Origin of the sequence: Plastoroseomonas hellenica (genome assembly GCF_018129085.1) — a bacterium.
GTDB classification, from domain to species: Bacteria; Pseudomonadota; Alphaproteobacteria; order Acetobacterales; family Acetobacteraceae; genus Plastoroseomonas; species Plastoroseomonas hellenica.
In genome coordinates, this window is record NZ_JAAGBB010000059.1 from 18,813 (window position 1) to 32,267 (window position 13,455).

General features: G+C 70.8%; 13 protein-coding genes. 11 read left to right on the plus strand and 2 right to left on the minus strand.

The genetic code is table 11. The annotated features are described in order from the left end of the window. The first annotated feature begins 3 nt into the window (after positions 1-3). From GXW71_RS29420 to GXW71_RS29455, 8 genes are all read left to right on the plus strand, one after another. Positions 4-1,209 carry a Wadjet anti-phage system protein JetD domain-containing protein gene (locus tag GXW71_RS29420; RefSeq protein ID WP_211856286.1) on the plus strand — a complete coding sequence of 402 codons (1,206 nt, stop codon included), beginning with the start codon at positions 4-6 and terminating at the stop codon, positions 1,207-1,209. Between the two features lie 54 nt (positions 1,210-1,263). Beyond that, complete coding sequence (locus GXW71_RS29425; protein WP_211856287.1) at positions 1,264-2,130, plus strand: hypothetical protein; 867 nt, start codon at positions 1,264-1,266, stop codon at positions 2,128-2,130. A 3-nt stretch (positions 2,131-2,133) separates the two neighbouring features. Then, positions 2,134-2,781 carry an RES family NAD+ phosphorylase gene (locus tag GXW71_RS29430; RefSeq protein ID WP_211856288.1) on the plus strand — a complete coding sequence of 216 codons (648 nt, stop codon included), beginning with the start codon at positions 2,134-2,136 and terminating at the stop codon, positions 2,779-2,781. 65 nt (positions 2,782-2,846) lie between these two features. After that, on the plus strand, positions 2,847-4,256 hold the full coding sequence (locus tag GXW71_RS29435) for an amidase (RefSeq protein WP_211856289.1): 1,410 nt from the start codon (positions 2,847-2,849) through the stop codon (positions 4,254-4,256). A 107-nt stretch (positions 4,257-4,363) separates the two neighbouring features. Beyond that, the gene (locus GXW71_RS29440) at positions 4,364-5,275 is read left to right on the plus strand and encodes a glycine betaine ABC transporter substrate-binding protein (RefSeq protein ID WP_211856290.1); all 912 of its coding nucleotides are present in this window, start codon (positions 4,364-4,366) and stop codon (positions 5,273-5,275) included. A gap of 10 nt (positions 5,276-5,285) precedes the next feature. Continuing rightward, positions 5,286-6,446, plus strand: a complete 1,161-nt coding sequence (locus GXW71_RS29445; RefSeq protein ID WP_211856291.1) for an ABC transporter permease subunit — start codon at positions 5,286-5,288, stop codon at positions 6,444-6,446. Then, positions 6,434-7,384, plus strand: coding sequence for an ATP-binding cassette domain-containing protein (locus tag GXW71_RS29450; RefSeq protein WP_246527003.1), 951 nt, complete (start codon positions 6,434-6,436; stop codon positions 7,382-7,384). Before GXW71_RS29445 ends, GXW71_RS29450 begins: the two co-directional genes overlap by 13 nt. After that, positions 7,384-8,112, plus strand: a complete 729-nt coding sequence (locus GXW71_RS29455) for an ABC transporter permease subunit (RefSeq protein ID WP_211856292.1) — start codon at positions 7,384-7,386, stop codon at positions 8,110-8,112. The genes GXW71_RS29450 and GXW71_RS29455 overlap by 1 nt, the downstream gene beginning before the upstream one ends. 149 nt (positions 8,113-8,261) lie before the next feature. Here GXW71_RS29455 and GXW71_RS29460 read toward each other — a convergent pair whose 3' ends face one another. Further along, positions 8,262-8,708: a PaaI family thioesterase gene (locus GXW71_RS29460; protein ID WP_211856293.1), complete on the minus strand. Its 447-nt coding sequence runs from the start codon at positions 8,706-8,708 to the stop codon at positions 8,262-8,264. A gap of 186 nt (positions 8,709-8,894) precedes the next feature. Between GXW71_RS29460 and GXW71_RS29465 the strand changes: the two genes are divergently transcribed. Next, positions 8,895-9,866, plus strand: a complete 972-nt coding sequence (locus GXW71_RS29465; protein WP_211856294.1) for a tripartite tricarboxylate transporter substrate-binding protein — start codon at positions 8,895-8,897, stop codon at positions 9,864-9,866. Between the two features lie 7 nt (positions 9,867-9,873). On the opposite strand, the gene GXW71_RS29470 is transcribed toward GXW71_RS29465, so the two are convergent. Beyond that, complete coding sequence (locus tag GXW71_RS29470) at positions 9,874-11,286, minus strand: amidase (protein WP_211856295.1); 1,413 nt, start codon at positions 11,284-11,286, stop codon at positions 9,874-9,876. A 144-nt stretch (positions 11,287-11,430) separates the two neighbouring features. On the opposite strand from GXW71_RS29470, the gene GXW71_RS29475 reads away from it, so the two are divergent. Next, entirely contained in the window at positions 11,431-12,924 is a 1,494-nt protein-coding gene (locus tag GXW71_RS29475) for a M81 family metallopeptidase (RefSeq protein WP_211856296.1), read from the plus strand. Between the two features lie 177 nt (positions 12,925-13,101). Then, positions 13,102-13,455: two-partner secretion domain-containing protein (locus GXW71_RS29480; RefSeq protein WP_211856297.1), on the plus strand; the 354-nt coding region annotated here is incomplete at its 3' end.

Genomic DNA, 13,455 nt, shown 5'->3' on the forward strand with positions numbered 1-13,455 from the left:
CCAATGTCGGCCGAGGTAGCGCGAGCACTTCTCCATCTCCTGCTGGATCGATTGGAGCAGAGTCCGGATCGAAAGCGCCTCCCTGCTGCCTCACCACCGGAAAGCTTCGCCGACGCTGCCGCCCGGGAGGCATTCGGGCAAATCCTCGAAGATGCGCGGCGCGCAGGCGCAGTCGAGGTGCAGCGTGGCAAGCGGGAGCTGCGGCATCTCATCCAGAGAGTGACGCTCGCCGACAGCGCGAGTCTCCGGCGCTTTCTGGGCAGAATGCCGTCCGACCGGATCGCGGCGTCGCTTGTGGACGAACTCCAGATGCAATTGCCTGATCTTGATCCGGAGACGGTTGATGCGTTGAACGCCCTGCAGGCCGGCTGGGTGTTGCAGCGAAAGCCTTTCGGAGTGCCGCCCGAGCTTAAGGCGGCGAGGGCCTTCCTGGTTGCCTTGGATGCCGTGCTGCGGCGAGACCCGCTGGATCGGCACGATCTCAGGACCTTCTCCCGCAAGGCAACAGGCGACAGCAAGCTGATCGAAAGGCAGCGTGGGCCGCTGGTCGCCTGGATGAAGACCAAGGGAAGAGTGCCGCCGGAACTGTCCGGAGAGGAACTGCTGGCGGCGGTGGGTCTCGTGAAATGCGCGCACCCTGTCCTGGTCGCGGGGCCGGTGCAAGTTCGCGGAGCGGACATGTCCCGTCTCGCATATTGCGGGATCGCGCCGGAAGACGTGAATGGCGTTGACTTGGCGGGTGCCATGGCCAGCCTGCTCATCATCGAGAATTTTGCCTCGTTCAATCGGCATGTGCACGAGGCGCGTGGTGACGCCGAGATCGTCGTCTATTCCGGCGGCTTCCCGTCGCGTGTCGTCCTGCAGATGATCCGTCGACTGGTGGAGGTCTTCGGTGTCCAGGCCTGGCATTGGGGCGATATCGATGCTGGTGGCGTGAAGATCGCAGACCATATCGCGCGGCAGGCCGCGCCAGGATTGCGGCTCCATCTGATGACACCGGATCTGGCCAGACGCTTCGGCACGCGGGCACCACCGGAGCCGGCCCTCGCGGCCCTATCCAGTGCTTCGGAGGTGGCGTCCTTGGGGAAGTTCCTGGCGGAGGAGGGCGCGGCGCATCTGGAGCAGGAGGAGATCGACCCGGCCCCCGTGGCCGTGGCAATCCCTGGCCGTTCAGTATCCTCCGACGAAAGGGTTGACGGCGAGGGTTGATAGTCGCCTCTATCAACCCCACTATGACCATAGTGGTGGCCGTCGGAGTGCACGATGAGCGACGTGTTTGAGATTGAGAGTACCTTCGAGGCCCATGGCGTTAAGGGTGTGACCCAGTTCGTGCGTCAGATCGAAGGGGCGGCAGCCTTCCTGACGGCCGCCCATGCCGGCGACGGCGTGCGGGTCCTCGCACCAGGGACGTCCAATCGACGGTCTCGCGATGACGGCTTGTATACTCTTGTGGTGAAAGCCTCTGGCACGCGCTTGCGGCGTATCCTGACGATCTTCAGCGAACACCCGGTCCAGGGTCCGGGGATGGCGGCCGAATTCGAGGCCTTCAGAATGTTGTCGGAGCTGACTCCGGCGGGCCCGAAACTGCTCGCGCTGGCTAGTTGGGACCGCAGGCGTGCCTATGAGGAACTAGCTCGGCATATGGACCTCGTCCGGCAGCAATTCGAGGCGGCGGCGGTTCTTGCGGATGCGCCGCTCGCGGTGTCAGCAGGCTCCAGGCGCGCGGATGTGGAAGATGGTGCCCGTTTCGCCACTGTTCGGGACGCGCTCTTGGTTCGGGCCGGTGGCACGCTGTCGCTGACGGAGGCGGCCGGCCGTATGGGCGTCAGCCGGCAGGCTCTGCACAAGCGCATCGCATCCGGCGGCGCGCTGGGGATGATGTCGGGAAGCGAGATCGTCGTTCCCAGGGCTCAGTTCGCGGAGAGTGCGGGAAGGCTTTCGATCCTGCCGGGGATCAACAAAGTGGTGAAGCTGTTCAAGGAAGCCCAAGCGGGTGCCTGGGCCGCATTGCAGTTCCTGCTCGACCCGGACCCCAACCTCAACCGGGCACCGATCGAAGCGCTGAAAGCGGGCGAGGTCACGGAGACCGTGCTGGCCGCCCGCGCCCATCTCGGCATGGACGAGGAATGACGTGTGGCGCTGTTCCTGACCGGCCGGCCAGGTCCGCCAACGGCGTCATTTCCGCATGGGATCAAGACCGAAATCTTGGAAGCCGGCTCCCGACTCATTCGAATCCATCATAAGGACAACGGACCGATCTGGTTCGGGCCGAAGTTAGGCATGCCACCGGCCAACCGCTTCGACGCCAGTGGCGGCGAGTACCGTGCCATGTACGCGGCCACATCTCTCGATGGCGCCTTCGTCGAGACGGTGCTGCACGGGAGGACGAAAGACAGGATCCTGACAAGGGCCAATGTCCATCTGCGGGCGTGGACCCCGATAGAGACCTGCCGTCCTCTTACGCTCGCCAAGCTCTACGATGATGGCCTGCTCTGGCATGGGACGGATGCCGGTATCAGTGCGTCGGAGAGCTACACGGCATCCCGCAGGATCGCACTCGCCCTGCACAGCGAAGGCCCGGCGGTCGATGGCATCACCTATCGCTCCCGCCACGACAACGGCGAACTCTGCTTTGCGCTGTTCGATCGGGTTCTGGCCTTGGATCTCAAGCCGGATGCGCGGATGCTTTTCGGCGACCATCCGGCAGAGATCGAAGCGATGATGCGCAAGTACGCCGCGGTATTTGACGACAGCTTGCCAGTTTCATCCCCAGCAGCATAGCGTTGCGCGCATGGACTTGTCGTGCCTTCGCATCGGGATGACGATCGGATGGAAAGGGGACAGCCATGCACCATGCCGCCCATCCGCCCTACGCGCCCGAGACCTTCCGCGCGCTGACCTTCCACGACGCGGTGCCGCGCTTCCGGGACGGCGGCGACACCCCGCGCGCCTATCTCGAGCGCTGCCTCGAGACGATCGCGGCGCGCGAGCCGGAGGTGATGGCCTTCGCCTTCCTCAACGCGGATGGCGCGCGGGCGGCGGCGGATGCCAGCACGGCGCGGTACAGGGCCGGCAAGGCGCTCTCGCCGATCGACGGCCTGCCGATCGGCATCAAGGACCTCTATGAGACGCGCGACATGCCGACCGGCATGGGCAGCGCGCTGTTCAAGGGCAACCATCCGGTCCGCGACTCCGCGCTGGTGCAGGCGCTGCGCGCGGCGGGCGCCGTCATCACCGGCAAGACCGTCACGACCGAGCTCGGCATGTCCCATCCTGGGCCGACGCGGCATCCGATGGACCCGCGCCGCACGCCGGGCGGCTCCTCCTCCGGCTCCGGGGCGGTGATCGCAGCGCGCATGCTGCCGGCGGCGATCGGGTCGCAGGTGGTGGGCAGCGTGGTGCGCCCCGCCTCCTTCAACGCCAACTGGGCGCTGAAGCCGACCCAGGGCGCGCTGAACCGCGGCGAACGCCAGGGCTACAGCCAGTCGACCGTCGGCGTGCATGCCGGTTGCCCCGAGGACATGTGGGCGGTCGCCGTCGAGATCGCCAAGCGCGTCGGCGGCGATCCCGGCGCCCCCGGCCTCTTCTTCACCGGCGAGGATGCGCCGCCCGCCTTCCGCCCGCGCCGCCTCGCCGTGCTGGAGACCGAGGGTTGGGCCGTCGCGCATCCAGGCGCCATCGCGGCCTTCGACCAGGCGCTGGCCGCGCTCCGCGCGCAAGGCGTGGCGGTGCTGCGCCGCGGCGACCATCCGCTGCTGGAGGCGCTGGAGCGGCGCGTCGCCGACGCCATGGCGCTGTCGCGCGATGTCTGCGCCTATGAATCCGCCTGGTCGGTCGCGAACCTCATGGCGAAGGACGCCGAGGGGCTGAGCGACAGCCTGAAGGCGCGCTTCGCGGTCGGCTGCTCCGTCACTCTCGCCCAGTACCGCGCGCTGCTGCTGCAGCGGGAGGAGATGCGGCGCGCGCTCGCCGCGATGGGGGCAGAAGTGGATGGCTTCATCGGGCTTGCCGCCTGCGGACCGGCGCCGCTGCTCGGCGACACCGGCGGCAGCAGCCTCGGCATCACCCACACCACCGGCAACCCGGCGATGAACACGGCGAGCTCGGCGCTCGGCTGCCCGGTCGTGACGGTGCCGATCCTGGCGGTCGACGGCATGCCGGTGGCGCTCGCGGTCAGTGCCCAGCAGCACCAGGATGAGCGCGCCGCCGCGATCGCCCGCTGGATCGCGGGTGCGGTGCCGCCGATCGCCCTATGACGGCGGCATGATCGAGGAGACGTGACCGCCGGGCCGCCGGGCGGGATTTCCACCGGCGCGTTGCAACCTAGGATGTCACGTCCCGCGATGCTCCGCCGAGGTGCCCCATGCACATTCCCCGCCGGCTTGCCCTCGCCGCCCTCGCCGCCGGCATGCCCGCCCTGGCGCGTGCCCAGGCGCGGGACAAGGTCGTCATCTCCTCCAAGATCGATGCCGAGGGCGGGCTGCTCGGCCATCTGATCCTGCTGGCGCTCGAACGCGCGCGGGTGCCGGCGGAGGCGCGGCTGCAGCTCGGGCCCACGCGGATCGTCCGCGCCGCGCTGATCGCCGGCGAGATCGACCTCTACCCCGAATACACCGGCAACGGCGCCTTCTTCTTCAACCGGGAGGCCGACCCCGCCTGGCGCTCCCCGGATGCCGCCTACGACCTGGTGAAGCGGCTGGACGCGGAGGCGAACCGCCTGGTCTGGCTGCCGCGCGCACCCGCCGACAACACCTGGGCGATCGCGGTGCGGCGCGACCTGGCAGGCCGCGAGCGCCTGTCCACCATGGAGGATTTCGCGCGGCTCGTTCAGGCCGGCGATACGCTCCGCCTCGCGGCCTCGGCCGAGTTCGTCGAAAGCGCGGCCGCGCTGCCGGCCTTCGAGGGCAGCTACGGCTTCCGCTTCCCGCGCGAGCGCATCGTGGTGCTGCCGGGCGGCGACACCTCGGCGACCATGCGCGCGGCGGCGCAGCGCATGAACGGCGTCAACGCGGCGATGGTCTACACCACCGACGGCGCGATCGATGCGCTGGAGCTCGCGGTCATGACCGACAACCGGCGCGCGCAGCTCGTCTTCGAACCGGCGCCGGTGGTGCGCCAGGCGATGCTGGAACGCTTCCCCGCCATCGCGCCGGCGCTCGCCCCGGTCTTCGCGCAGCTCTCGCTGGAGCGGCTCCGCTCGCTGAACGCGCAGGTGACGGTGGAAGGCAGGCCGCCGCAGGCGGTGGCGCGCCGCTTCCTCGACGGGCTCGGCTAGAGCGGTTCCCGTGGGAACCCATCCAGCGGTGCCGGCGCGCGGGCTGGAGCCCGCACTGGCGCTGCTGGCGCTCCTCGGCCTCTATGCCTTCGGCTGGCTGGCGGTGGCGCCCAACCGGCTGGTCTCCGGCACCTCCCTCGGCGCCGCGGCGGCGCTCGGTTGGGGCGTGCACGCGATCGCCGTCCTGATCCTGGGCGCGGTGGCGCTGCGCCGGTGGCGGCCCGGCCTGGCGCCCGCCCTGCCGGTGATGCTGCTGGTCCTCGCCGCCGCGCTCGCACTCGGCCTGACCGGGGACGCCGCGCGGCACCAACTGCAGGAACTGGCCCCGGCGGCGCGCGCCATGCTCGGCTTCGGCTTCTGGCTCGGCATCGCCGCCTTGCTGGTGCTGCTGGCGGAGGTGTTGCGCGGCGCCTCCATTTGGCTGCGCGTCCTGGCGCCGCTGCTGCTGCTCGGCATCGCGGCGCTGGCCGGCTGGCTCGGCCTGCTCGACCGGCTCTCGCTGGTGGTCGAATATCAGGCGCGCGCCGAGACGCTGCACGCGGCGCTGCTGCGGCACCTGGCCTTGGCGGGGGCGGCGCTCGGCATCGTGCTGGCGTTCGGCATCCCGCTGGGATGGTGGGCCTTCCGCTCGCCGCGCGCCGAAGCCGCGCTCGCCGCAGTGCTGAACGCGGTGCAGATCGTACCGGCGCTCGCGCTGTTCGGCGCCTTGATTCCATTGCTCTCGGCGCTGCTGCGGGCGGTGCCGGCGCTGCGCGGCCTGGGCGTGGAGGCGATCGGGACGGCGCCGACGCTGATCGGTACCGCCGCCTATGCCGGGCTGCCGCTGTGGCGCGGCATTCTCGCCGGCCTTGCCGCCGCGCCGCGGGAGGTGGTGGGGGTGGCGGAGGCGATGGGCATGGATGAGGCGCGGGTGACGCGCGCGGTGCGCCTGCCGCTCGGCCTGCCGGTCTTCCTCGCGGCACTCCGCGTCGCCGCGGTGCAGTGCATCGGCCTCGTGGCGCTCGGCGGGCTGATCGGCGCCGGCGGGCTCGGGGCGCTGGTGCTGGAAGGCATGGCGCAATTCGCGACCGACCTCATCCTGCTGGGTGCGCTGCCGATCGTGGCGCTGGCGCTCCTGGCCGATGGTGCGCTCCGCCTCCTGGAAGGCAGGCTCGCGCCATGGCGGCGGTGATCGCCTTCGAGGATGTGAGCGTCGCCTATGGCGGCCGGGACGGCCTCCGCGACGTCACGCTGGAGGTCGCGGCCGGCGAGCTCTGCGTGCTGGTTGGGCCGTCGGGCGCCGGCAAGTCCACCCTGCTGCGGCTGGTGAACCGCCTGGTCGCGCCGAGTGCCGGCGTGGTGCGCGTGCGCGGGGAGGACATCGCGCGGAACGACCCGATCCGGCTCCGGCGCTCGATCGGCTACGCCATCCAGTCGGTCGGGCTATTCCCACACCGCACGGTCGGCGAGAACATCGCGACCGTGCCGCGCCTGCTCGGCTGGCCGGAGCCGCGCATCGCGGCGCGGATCCCGGAACTGCTCGCGCTGCTGCGGCTCGATGCCGATCTCGCCGCGCGCTATCCGCACACCCTCTCCGGCGGCCAGGCGCAGCGCGTCGGGCTGGCCCGGGCGCTCGCCGCGGATCCCGACCTGCTGCTGATGGACGAACCCTTCGGCGCCGCCGATCCGATCCTGCGCCGCGCCTTGCGTGCGGAGCTGCGGCGGATCCATGCTGTCACCGGCAAGACCATCCTGCTCGTCACCCATGACGCGGAGGAAGCGCTGGAGCTCGCGACCCGCGTCGTGGTGCTGCGGGATGGCCGCGTCCTGGCCGCCGGCGCGCCGCTGGAGCTGATCCGCGCGGCGGACCCCTTCGTGCGGGACCTGCTCGGCGGCGATGCGCCGGCGCTGCGGCGGCTCGGGCTGGTGACGGTTGCGGCCGCGATGGCGGCAACGGCGGCGCCCGCCGGCGCCCCGGTGATCGCGCCCGGCGCCAGCCTGAGCGATGCGCTGTCGCTGATGCTGGAAACCCGGGCGGAGGTGCTGGCGGTCGGGGAGGATGGGCGCACGCTGGGCTCGCTCGGCCTGCCGGGGCTGCTGCGCGCGGTACCCATGCCGGCGCCGGCCTGATGCGCGGCGCCATCGGCACCCTGGCGCTCGGCTGCGGCTTCGCGCTGCTCTCCCTCGCGCCGGTCGCCGCGGTGCTCTTCGCGGCACTCGGCGGCGAGACACGCGCCTTCGGCAGCGGCGCGCTGCTGGACCTGGCGCTCGCGCATCTGCGGCTGGCGGGTCTCGGCGCGCTGGCCGGCATCGCGCTCGGCGTCGCACTCGGGCTGCTGGTGACGCGGGCCGATGGCGGCGACTGGCGCCGCCCCGTGGATGCGCTGGCCGCCGCGGCGCAGGCGACGCCGCCGATGGTGGTGGTGGCGCTGGCGCTGCCCGCCTTCGGCTTCGGCGACCTGCCGACGGTGCTCGCCCTCGTCCTCTACACCCTGATGCCCGTGCTGCGCGGCACGGTCGCCGCCATCGAAGCGGTGGCGCCGGATGCGCGCGCCGCGGCTGTCGCGATCGGGCTTACGCCGTGGCAGGTGCTGTGCCGGGTCGACCTGCCGCTCGCCTGGCCGCTGCTGCTGCCGGCGCTCAGGGTCGCCGTGATGCTCGCGGTCGCGACCACCGCGGTCGGCGCGCTGGCCGGCGCCGCGACGCTCGGCACGCCGATCATCCTCGGGCTGCAGAACCGGAACGACCTCTATATCTTCCAGGGCGCCGCGGCGACGGCGGCGATCGCCTTCCTGGCCGATGGAGCGCTGCTGATGCTGAAGCGTGATGGCTTGAGGCGGAATCGCCGAAAAGTCTGAATCACGCGATCAGACAAAGTGCTGGAGCATGATGCGTGAGCGCTCGCGAGCGCATCATGCTCCAGCGGCGCGCCGCCGCGAAAAAGCCGGGGTGACGGCGGGCCCGATACCGCGCATGCAGCACCGGGACGAGCGCGCCGCTTGCACCCTTACTTGCCGAGCACCTTCCAGACCCCGTCCGCGGACATCACCAGGCGCCCGCCCACGAACAACTCGCCTCGGATGAAGACGACGGAGCGCGTCACGCGCTGCAGCTCCGGCACGCATTCGACGAAATCCCCGGGGCGGGCCGGCGACACGAAGCCACTGTTGAGCTGGATCGTGGACACCGGCTGGCGCTCCACCGCCTGCCAGACCGTGACACCGAGCATGTCGTCCATGAAGGTCATCAGCATGCCGCCATGGACCACGCCGCCCACATTGGCGTGGCGGGGCTCGGCGACGAAGCCGTACCGCCAGCCGGCCTCGGCCTGCTTCACGTAGAAGGTCCCGACATGGACGGGGAACCCCCGCTCGGGCAGCTCCTGCCACCCCGCGGCGATGGGGTCGAAGGCCGGGCGGCGCGAAGCCCCGGTGCTGTCGGTGTCTTGGGGCATGGCTTCCCTTCGCGATCAAGATGGCTCGTCCGGCGATCGCCGGACGAGCCATTCCCCTATCATCATCGGCGGCAAAACGGGAACGTGGCCCACCGATGCCGCGAAAAGCCGGGTGACGGCGCCCCGCAATCCCGCAAAGATGGCTGCAACCGCGGCGCGCAGACGACCGCGGAGGGAGGAATTGCGATGCCGCTCATCCGCCGTGCCCTGGTCGCCGCGGCCATGGCCGCCTGCTTCACCAATGCCGGCCTGGCACAGGAATACCCGAGCCGCCCCGTCACCATCGTCGCCGGCGCCGCCGCCGGCGGGCCGACCGACGTCATCACCCGGATCGTGGCGGAGGCGATGTCGCGCCACATGCCGCAGCCGGTCGTGGTGGAGAACACCGCGCCGGCGCATCTCGGTGCGCAGCGCGTCGCCCAGTCGCGGCCCGATGGTTATACGCTGCTGATGAGCAATGTCGGCCTCACCGCCGGCGCAACCCTGTTCCGGCGCCTGGCCTATGACACGGCCGCCGATTTCGCGCCGCTCGGCCTGGTCTCGGATGCCGCGATGACGCTGATCGCGCGCCCTGACTTTCCGGCCGAGAACCTGGCCGGCATGCTCGCCGACCTCCGCGCCAAGGGGCTGGAGCGCAATCTCGGCACTGCGGGCCTGGCCTCCGCCGCCAATCTCTGCGGCTTGCTGCTGCAGCAGGCGGCGGGCAACCGCGCGACCATCGTCGGCTTCCGCGGCACCGCGCCGGCGATCACCGAGCTGATGGCCGGCCGCATCGACCTGCTCTGCGACCAGGCGACCAACACCGCGCCCTTCATCCGCGACAACCGCGTCCGCGCCTATGCCGTGACCAGTCCCGCGCGCTTGGCGGGGCTGCCGGATATCCCGACCACGGCAGAGGCCGGCACGCCAGCGCTCGCGATGAGCACCTGGCACGGGCTCTACGCGCCGGCCGGCACGCCGGAAGCGGTGCAGGAGCGGATCTCGGCCGCGCTGCAGGCGGCGCTCCGCGACGAGCGGCTGCGCGCGCGCTTCGCCGATCTGGTGACCGATGTGGCGACGCCGGAGCGCGCCTCCATCGCCTTCCACCGCCGCTACCATGGGGAGGAAATCGCGCGCTGGCGGCCGATCATCGAGGCCGCCGGCGCTTACGCGGATTGAGGCACCTTTAGCCCGGCGGCGGCCGGTGCTGCGCCCAGGGGCGCGCGGCCTCGAAGGCGGCCGCCATCTGCAACACGCCGAGATCGTCGAAGCGCCGGCCGACGATCTGCAACCCGACCGGCAGGCGATCCGCGGTGAAGCCGCAGGGGATCGAGGCCGCCGGGTTCTGCGACAGGTTGAAGGGGTAGGAGAACTCGGCCCAGGACATCCAGTCCCAGGGATGCTGCGGCCAGTGCTCCGGCTGCAGCTTCTCCGCTGGAAAGGCGGCGACGGAGACGGCGGGCGTCAGCAGGAAGTCCCAATCCTCGAAGAAGCGGTGGATCTCGGTGCAATAGGCGTATTTCACGAGCCGCATCTTCTGGTAGTCGGCCATGGTGATGTGGCTTCCCGCCTCGATGCAGGCGATGAAGCCGGGGTCCATGCGGTCGCGCATCTCCGGCACGCGGTCGGCGTGGCGGCTGAAATGCGCGGGCCAGAAGAAGCGCGCGAGCTCCGGCCCCTTCGGTCCCCAGGGCGTCTTCACGGCCTCCACGGCATGGCCGAGCTCGCTTTCGAAGGCGGTGACGGCCTTGCCCACGAGTGCCGCCACCTCCGGATCGACGCGGGCATGGCCGAGATCGGGGCTGAAGGCGATGCGGGGCCTGCGTCGCTTCCGGTCCAGGAGACGCGGATAATCCGCCGGCTGCGCCTCCAGGCTCGAATGGTCGTCGGGATGCGGGCCGGCCATCACCTTCAGCATCAGCGCGGCATCGGCCACGGTCCGGGTCAGCGGTCCCAGATGCACCGTGTAGTCGCTGGCCGCGACGGCGGATTGCGGCACCCGCCCATAGCTCGGCTTCAGCCCGAAGACGCCGCAGAAATGCGCCGGCATCCGGATGGAGCCAGCACCGTCGCTGCCCTGGTGCAGCGGCCCGTACCCCGCCGCCGCGCCGACCCCGGCGCCGGCGGAGGAGGCGCCGGCGTTCATGCCGTGCTTCCACGGATTGTGGGTGATGCCGGTGAGCGGGCTGTGGCTGACGCCGGTCCAGCCGAATTCCGGCGTCGTGGTCTTGCCGAGGATGATCGCGCCCGCCTGCCGCAGGCGGGCGACCAGCACGCCATCCGCCGCCGCCACATCGCCGCGGCGCAGATGCGTGCCGTATTCGATCGGCATGCCGCGCACCGCTTCATGGTCCTTGATGGTCACGGGCACGCCGTGCAGCGGGCCGAGCGGTGCACCTTTCATCAGCGCGGCATCCGCGGCCTCGGCCGCTTCCATCGCCTCCTCCGCCGCCAGATGGGCAAAGGCATTGAGATCAGGCTCCAGCGCCTGGATGCGATCGAGCACCGCCGCGGTGACCTCGCTCGGCGAAATCGCCTTGGCGCGAATGACGTCGGCGAGCTCGGTCGCCGGGGTGAAGCAGAGATCCGTCTTGTCCATGGGTCGCGTGCAGCCCTGCCTGTGGAGGAGGAGATGATCGACCGGCATCCCAGCACAGCGCGGCGCGGCCGGCGATACGCCCTGGCTTGCGCCGGCGCGGCGCCCGCCCTTGGATGGCGGCCAAGCTCCCCGAAAGGATCGCCCGTGCGCATCGCCGTCCTGCAGTTCATGCACGAGACCGTGACCTTCCTGCCCTACGACACGACGCTCGAGGATTTCCGCTACCCGGGCTCGCCCGCCGACGGCGAGGTGCTGCTGCGGACCGATCCCAAGGGCTACATCGGCGGCTTCGTGCAGGTGGCGCGCGAGCATGAGGGCGTGGAGCTCATCGGCATCGAATCACCGCTCTGGCCGAAGACCGGGTCCGGTTCCGGCTGGGTGACGCAGGAGGCCTATGAGCATTTCCTCGGCCGCCAACTGGCGGCGCTGCGCGCCGAGCCGAAGCTCGACGGCGTCTACCTCGCGCTGCATGGCGCCATGGCGGTGCGCGGCATTCCGCGCCCGGAAGCCGATATCGCCCGCCGCGTGCGGGAGGTGGTGGGGCCGGAGGCCTGCATCGCCGCGACCTTCGACCCGCATGGCAATGAGGATGAGAGCTTCCTCCGCCACGCCGACATGGCGTTCACGGTGAAGTACTACCCGCATTACGACATGCACCTGCAGGGCCAGCGCGCGGCGCGCATGCTGGTGCGCGCCATCCGCGGCAGCTTCAGGCCGGCGCATGCCACCATCAAGGTGCCGATCATCTCGCCGACCGGCGTGCAATGGACCGGTGCCTCGCCTTGGTCGGACCTGGTGCAGCGCGCGCTCACCTGGGAAGCGCGGGAGCCCGATGTCTTCGTCAATGTCTTCTTCGGCTTCCCCTGGAGCGACGTGCCCGATGCCGGCATGACCTTCCAGGTCCTGACCAATGGCGATGCAGCGCTGGCGCAGCGCGTGGCGCGCGACATGGCCGATACCGCCTGGCGCCGGCGGGAAGCGCTGCTGACCTCGACGCCCGTGCACCTGATCCCGGAAGGCGTGGCGCTGGCCCGCCAGGCGGTCGCGGAGGGGCGAATGCCGGTCGTGCTGGCCGATCACAGCGACCGCTCCGGCTACGCCACCTGGCTGCTGCGCGAGATCATCGCCCAGGGCCTCTCGCGCACGCTGGTCGCGACCATCGCCGCCCCCGACGCCGTGGCGGCGGTGCTGGACACGGGCGCCAAGCCGGGCGATGCCTTCGACATGGAGGTGGGCGGGCGCGCCGATGCCTCCGCCGGCGATCCCGTGCGCATCACCGGCCGGATCCTCTCCGCGGGCACCGCGACCACGCCGCGCGCCATGGGCGGCGGGCAGCAATGGGTCTCGGTCGGCTTCGGAGAGGGCAATGTGCTGGTCCTCAGCCCCTTCCTGGCGCAGATCATCGAGCCGGCGGAGCTCTGGGCGCTCGGGCTGAAGCCCGAGGATTTCGATGTCATCGCGATCAAGTCGCGGGTGCATTTCCGCCGCGGCTTCGATGACAGCGGCTTCGCCCGCACCATCCTGCTGGTGGAGCCGGAGCAGCCCTTTCTCGGCACCATCAGGCTCGACGGGCTCGCATACGAGAACCTGCGGCTCACGGATTTCCACCCCTATGGCGACCCGCCCTATCCGGGCTGAGGCGTAGGCGCGACCAGCCCCTGTCGGGGCTGGTCGCGGCCCTCGGCCGATCGGCTGATCTTTTCGCTGCCGTCACCGATCTCCCCCCAAAGGGTGACGACAAGCGGTCGTCCCCCGCCCCTCCATGTCCAGGCCCGCCTCCTCGGCGGGATGCTGCATGTCTCCGGGGCATCGACGATGACGCTGCGATACGCAATGCCGGGCTTCGCCGCCTGGCTTCTGGCCGGCACGGCGCTGGTGGCCGCTGCCCCCGCCCTCGCCCAGGCGCCGAATGCGCGGCCGCAGGGCGGCGTGGTCAGCGGCGGCAGCGCGACCATCGCCCAGGATGCCGCCCGCACCCAGGTCAACCAAGCGACCGACCGCGCGGTGATCGACTGGCGCGGCTTCGATGTCGGCCGCGACCATGCCGTGCGCTTTCAGCAGCCGGGCAGCGGATCGATGACGCTGAACCGCGTCAACAGCGCCGACCCGTCCCGCATCGCCGGGCAGGTCACCGCCAATGGCGGCATCGCCATCGTCAACCAGTCCGGC

Coding starts and splice junctions, on each gene's coding strand:
- GXW71_RS29435 (WP_211856289.1), top strand. CDS start 2,847: ATGCACCATGCCGCCCATCCGCCCTACGCGCCCGAGACCTTCCGCGCG.
- GXW71_RS29440 (WP_211856290.1), top strand. CDS start 4,364: ATGCACATTCCCCGCCGGCTTGCCCTCGCCGCCCTCGCCGCCGGCATG.
- GXW71_RS29465 (WP_211856294.1), top strand. CDS start 8,895: ATGCCGCTCATCCGCCGTGCCCTGGTCGCCGCGGCCATGGCCGCCTGC.
- GXW71_RS29460 (WP_211856293.1), bottom strand. CDS start 8,708: ATGCCCCAAGACACCGACAGCACCGGGGCTTCGCGCCGCCCGGCCTTC.
- GXW71_RS29425 (WP_211856287.1), top strand. CDS start 1,264: ATGAGCGACGTGTTTGAGATTGAGAGTACCTTCGAGGCCCATGGCGTT.
- GXW71_RS29450 (WP_246527003.1), top strand. CDS start 6,434: ATGGCGGCGGTGATCGCCTTCGAGGATGTGAGCGTCGCCTATGGCGGC.
- GXW71_RS29420 (WP_211856286.1), top strand. CDS start 4: ATGTCGGCCGAGGTAGCGCGAGCACTTCTCCATCTCCTGCTGGATCGA.
- GXW71_RS29455 (WP_211856292.1), top strand. CDS start 7,384: ATGCGCGGCGCCATCGGCACCCTGGCGCTCGGCTGCGGCTTCGCGCTG.
- GXW71_RS29470 (WP_211856295.1), bottom strand. CDS start 11,286: ATGGACAAGACGGATCTCTGCTTCACCCCGGCGACCGAGCTCGCCGAC.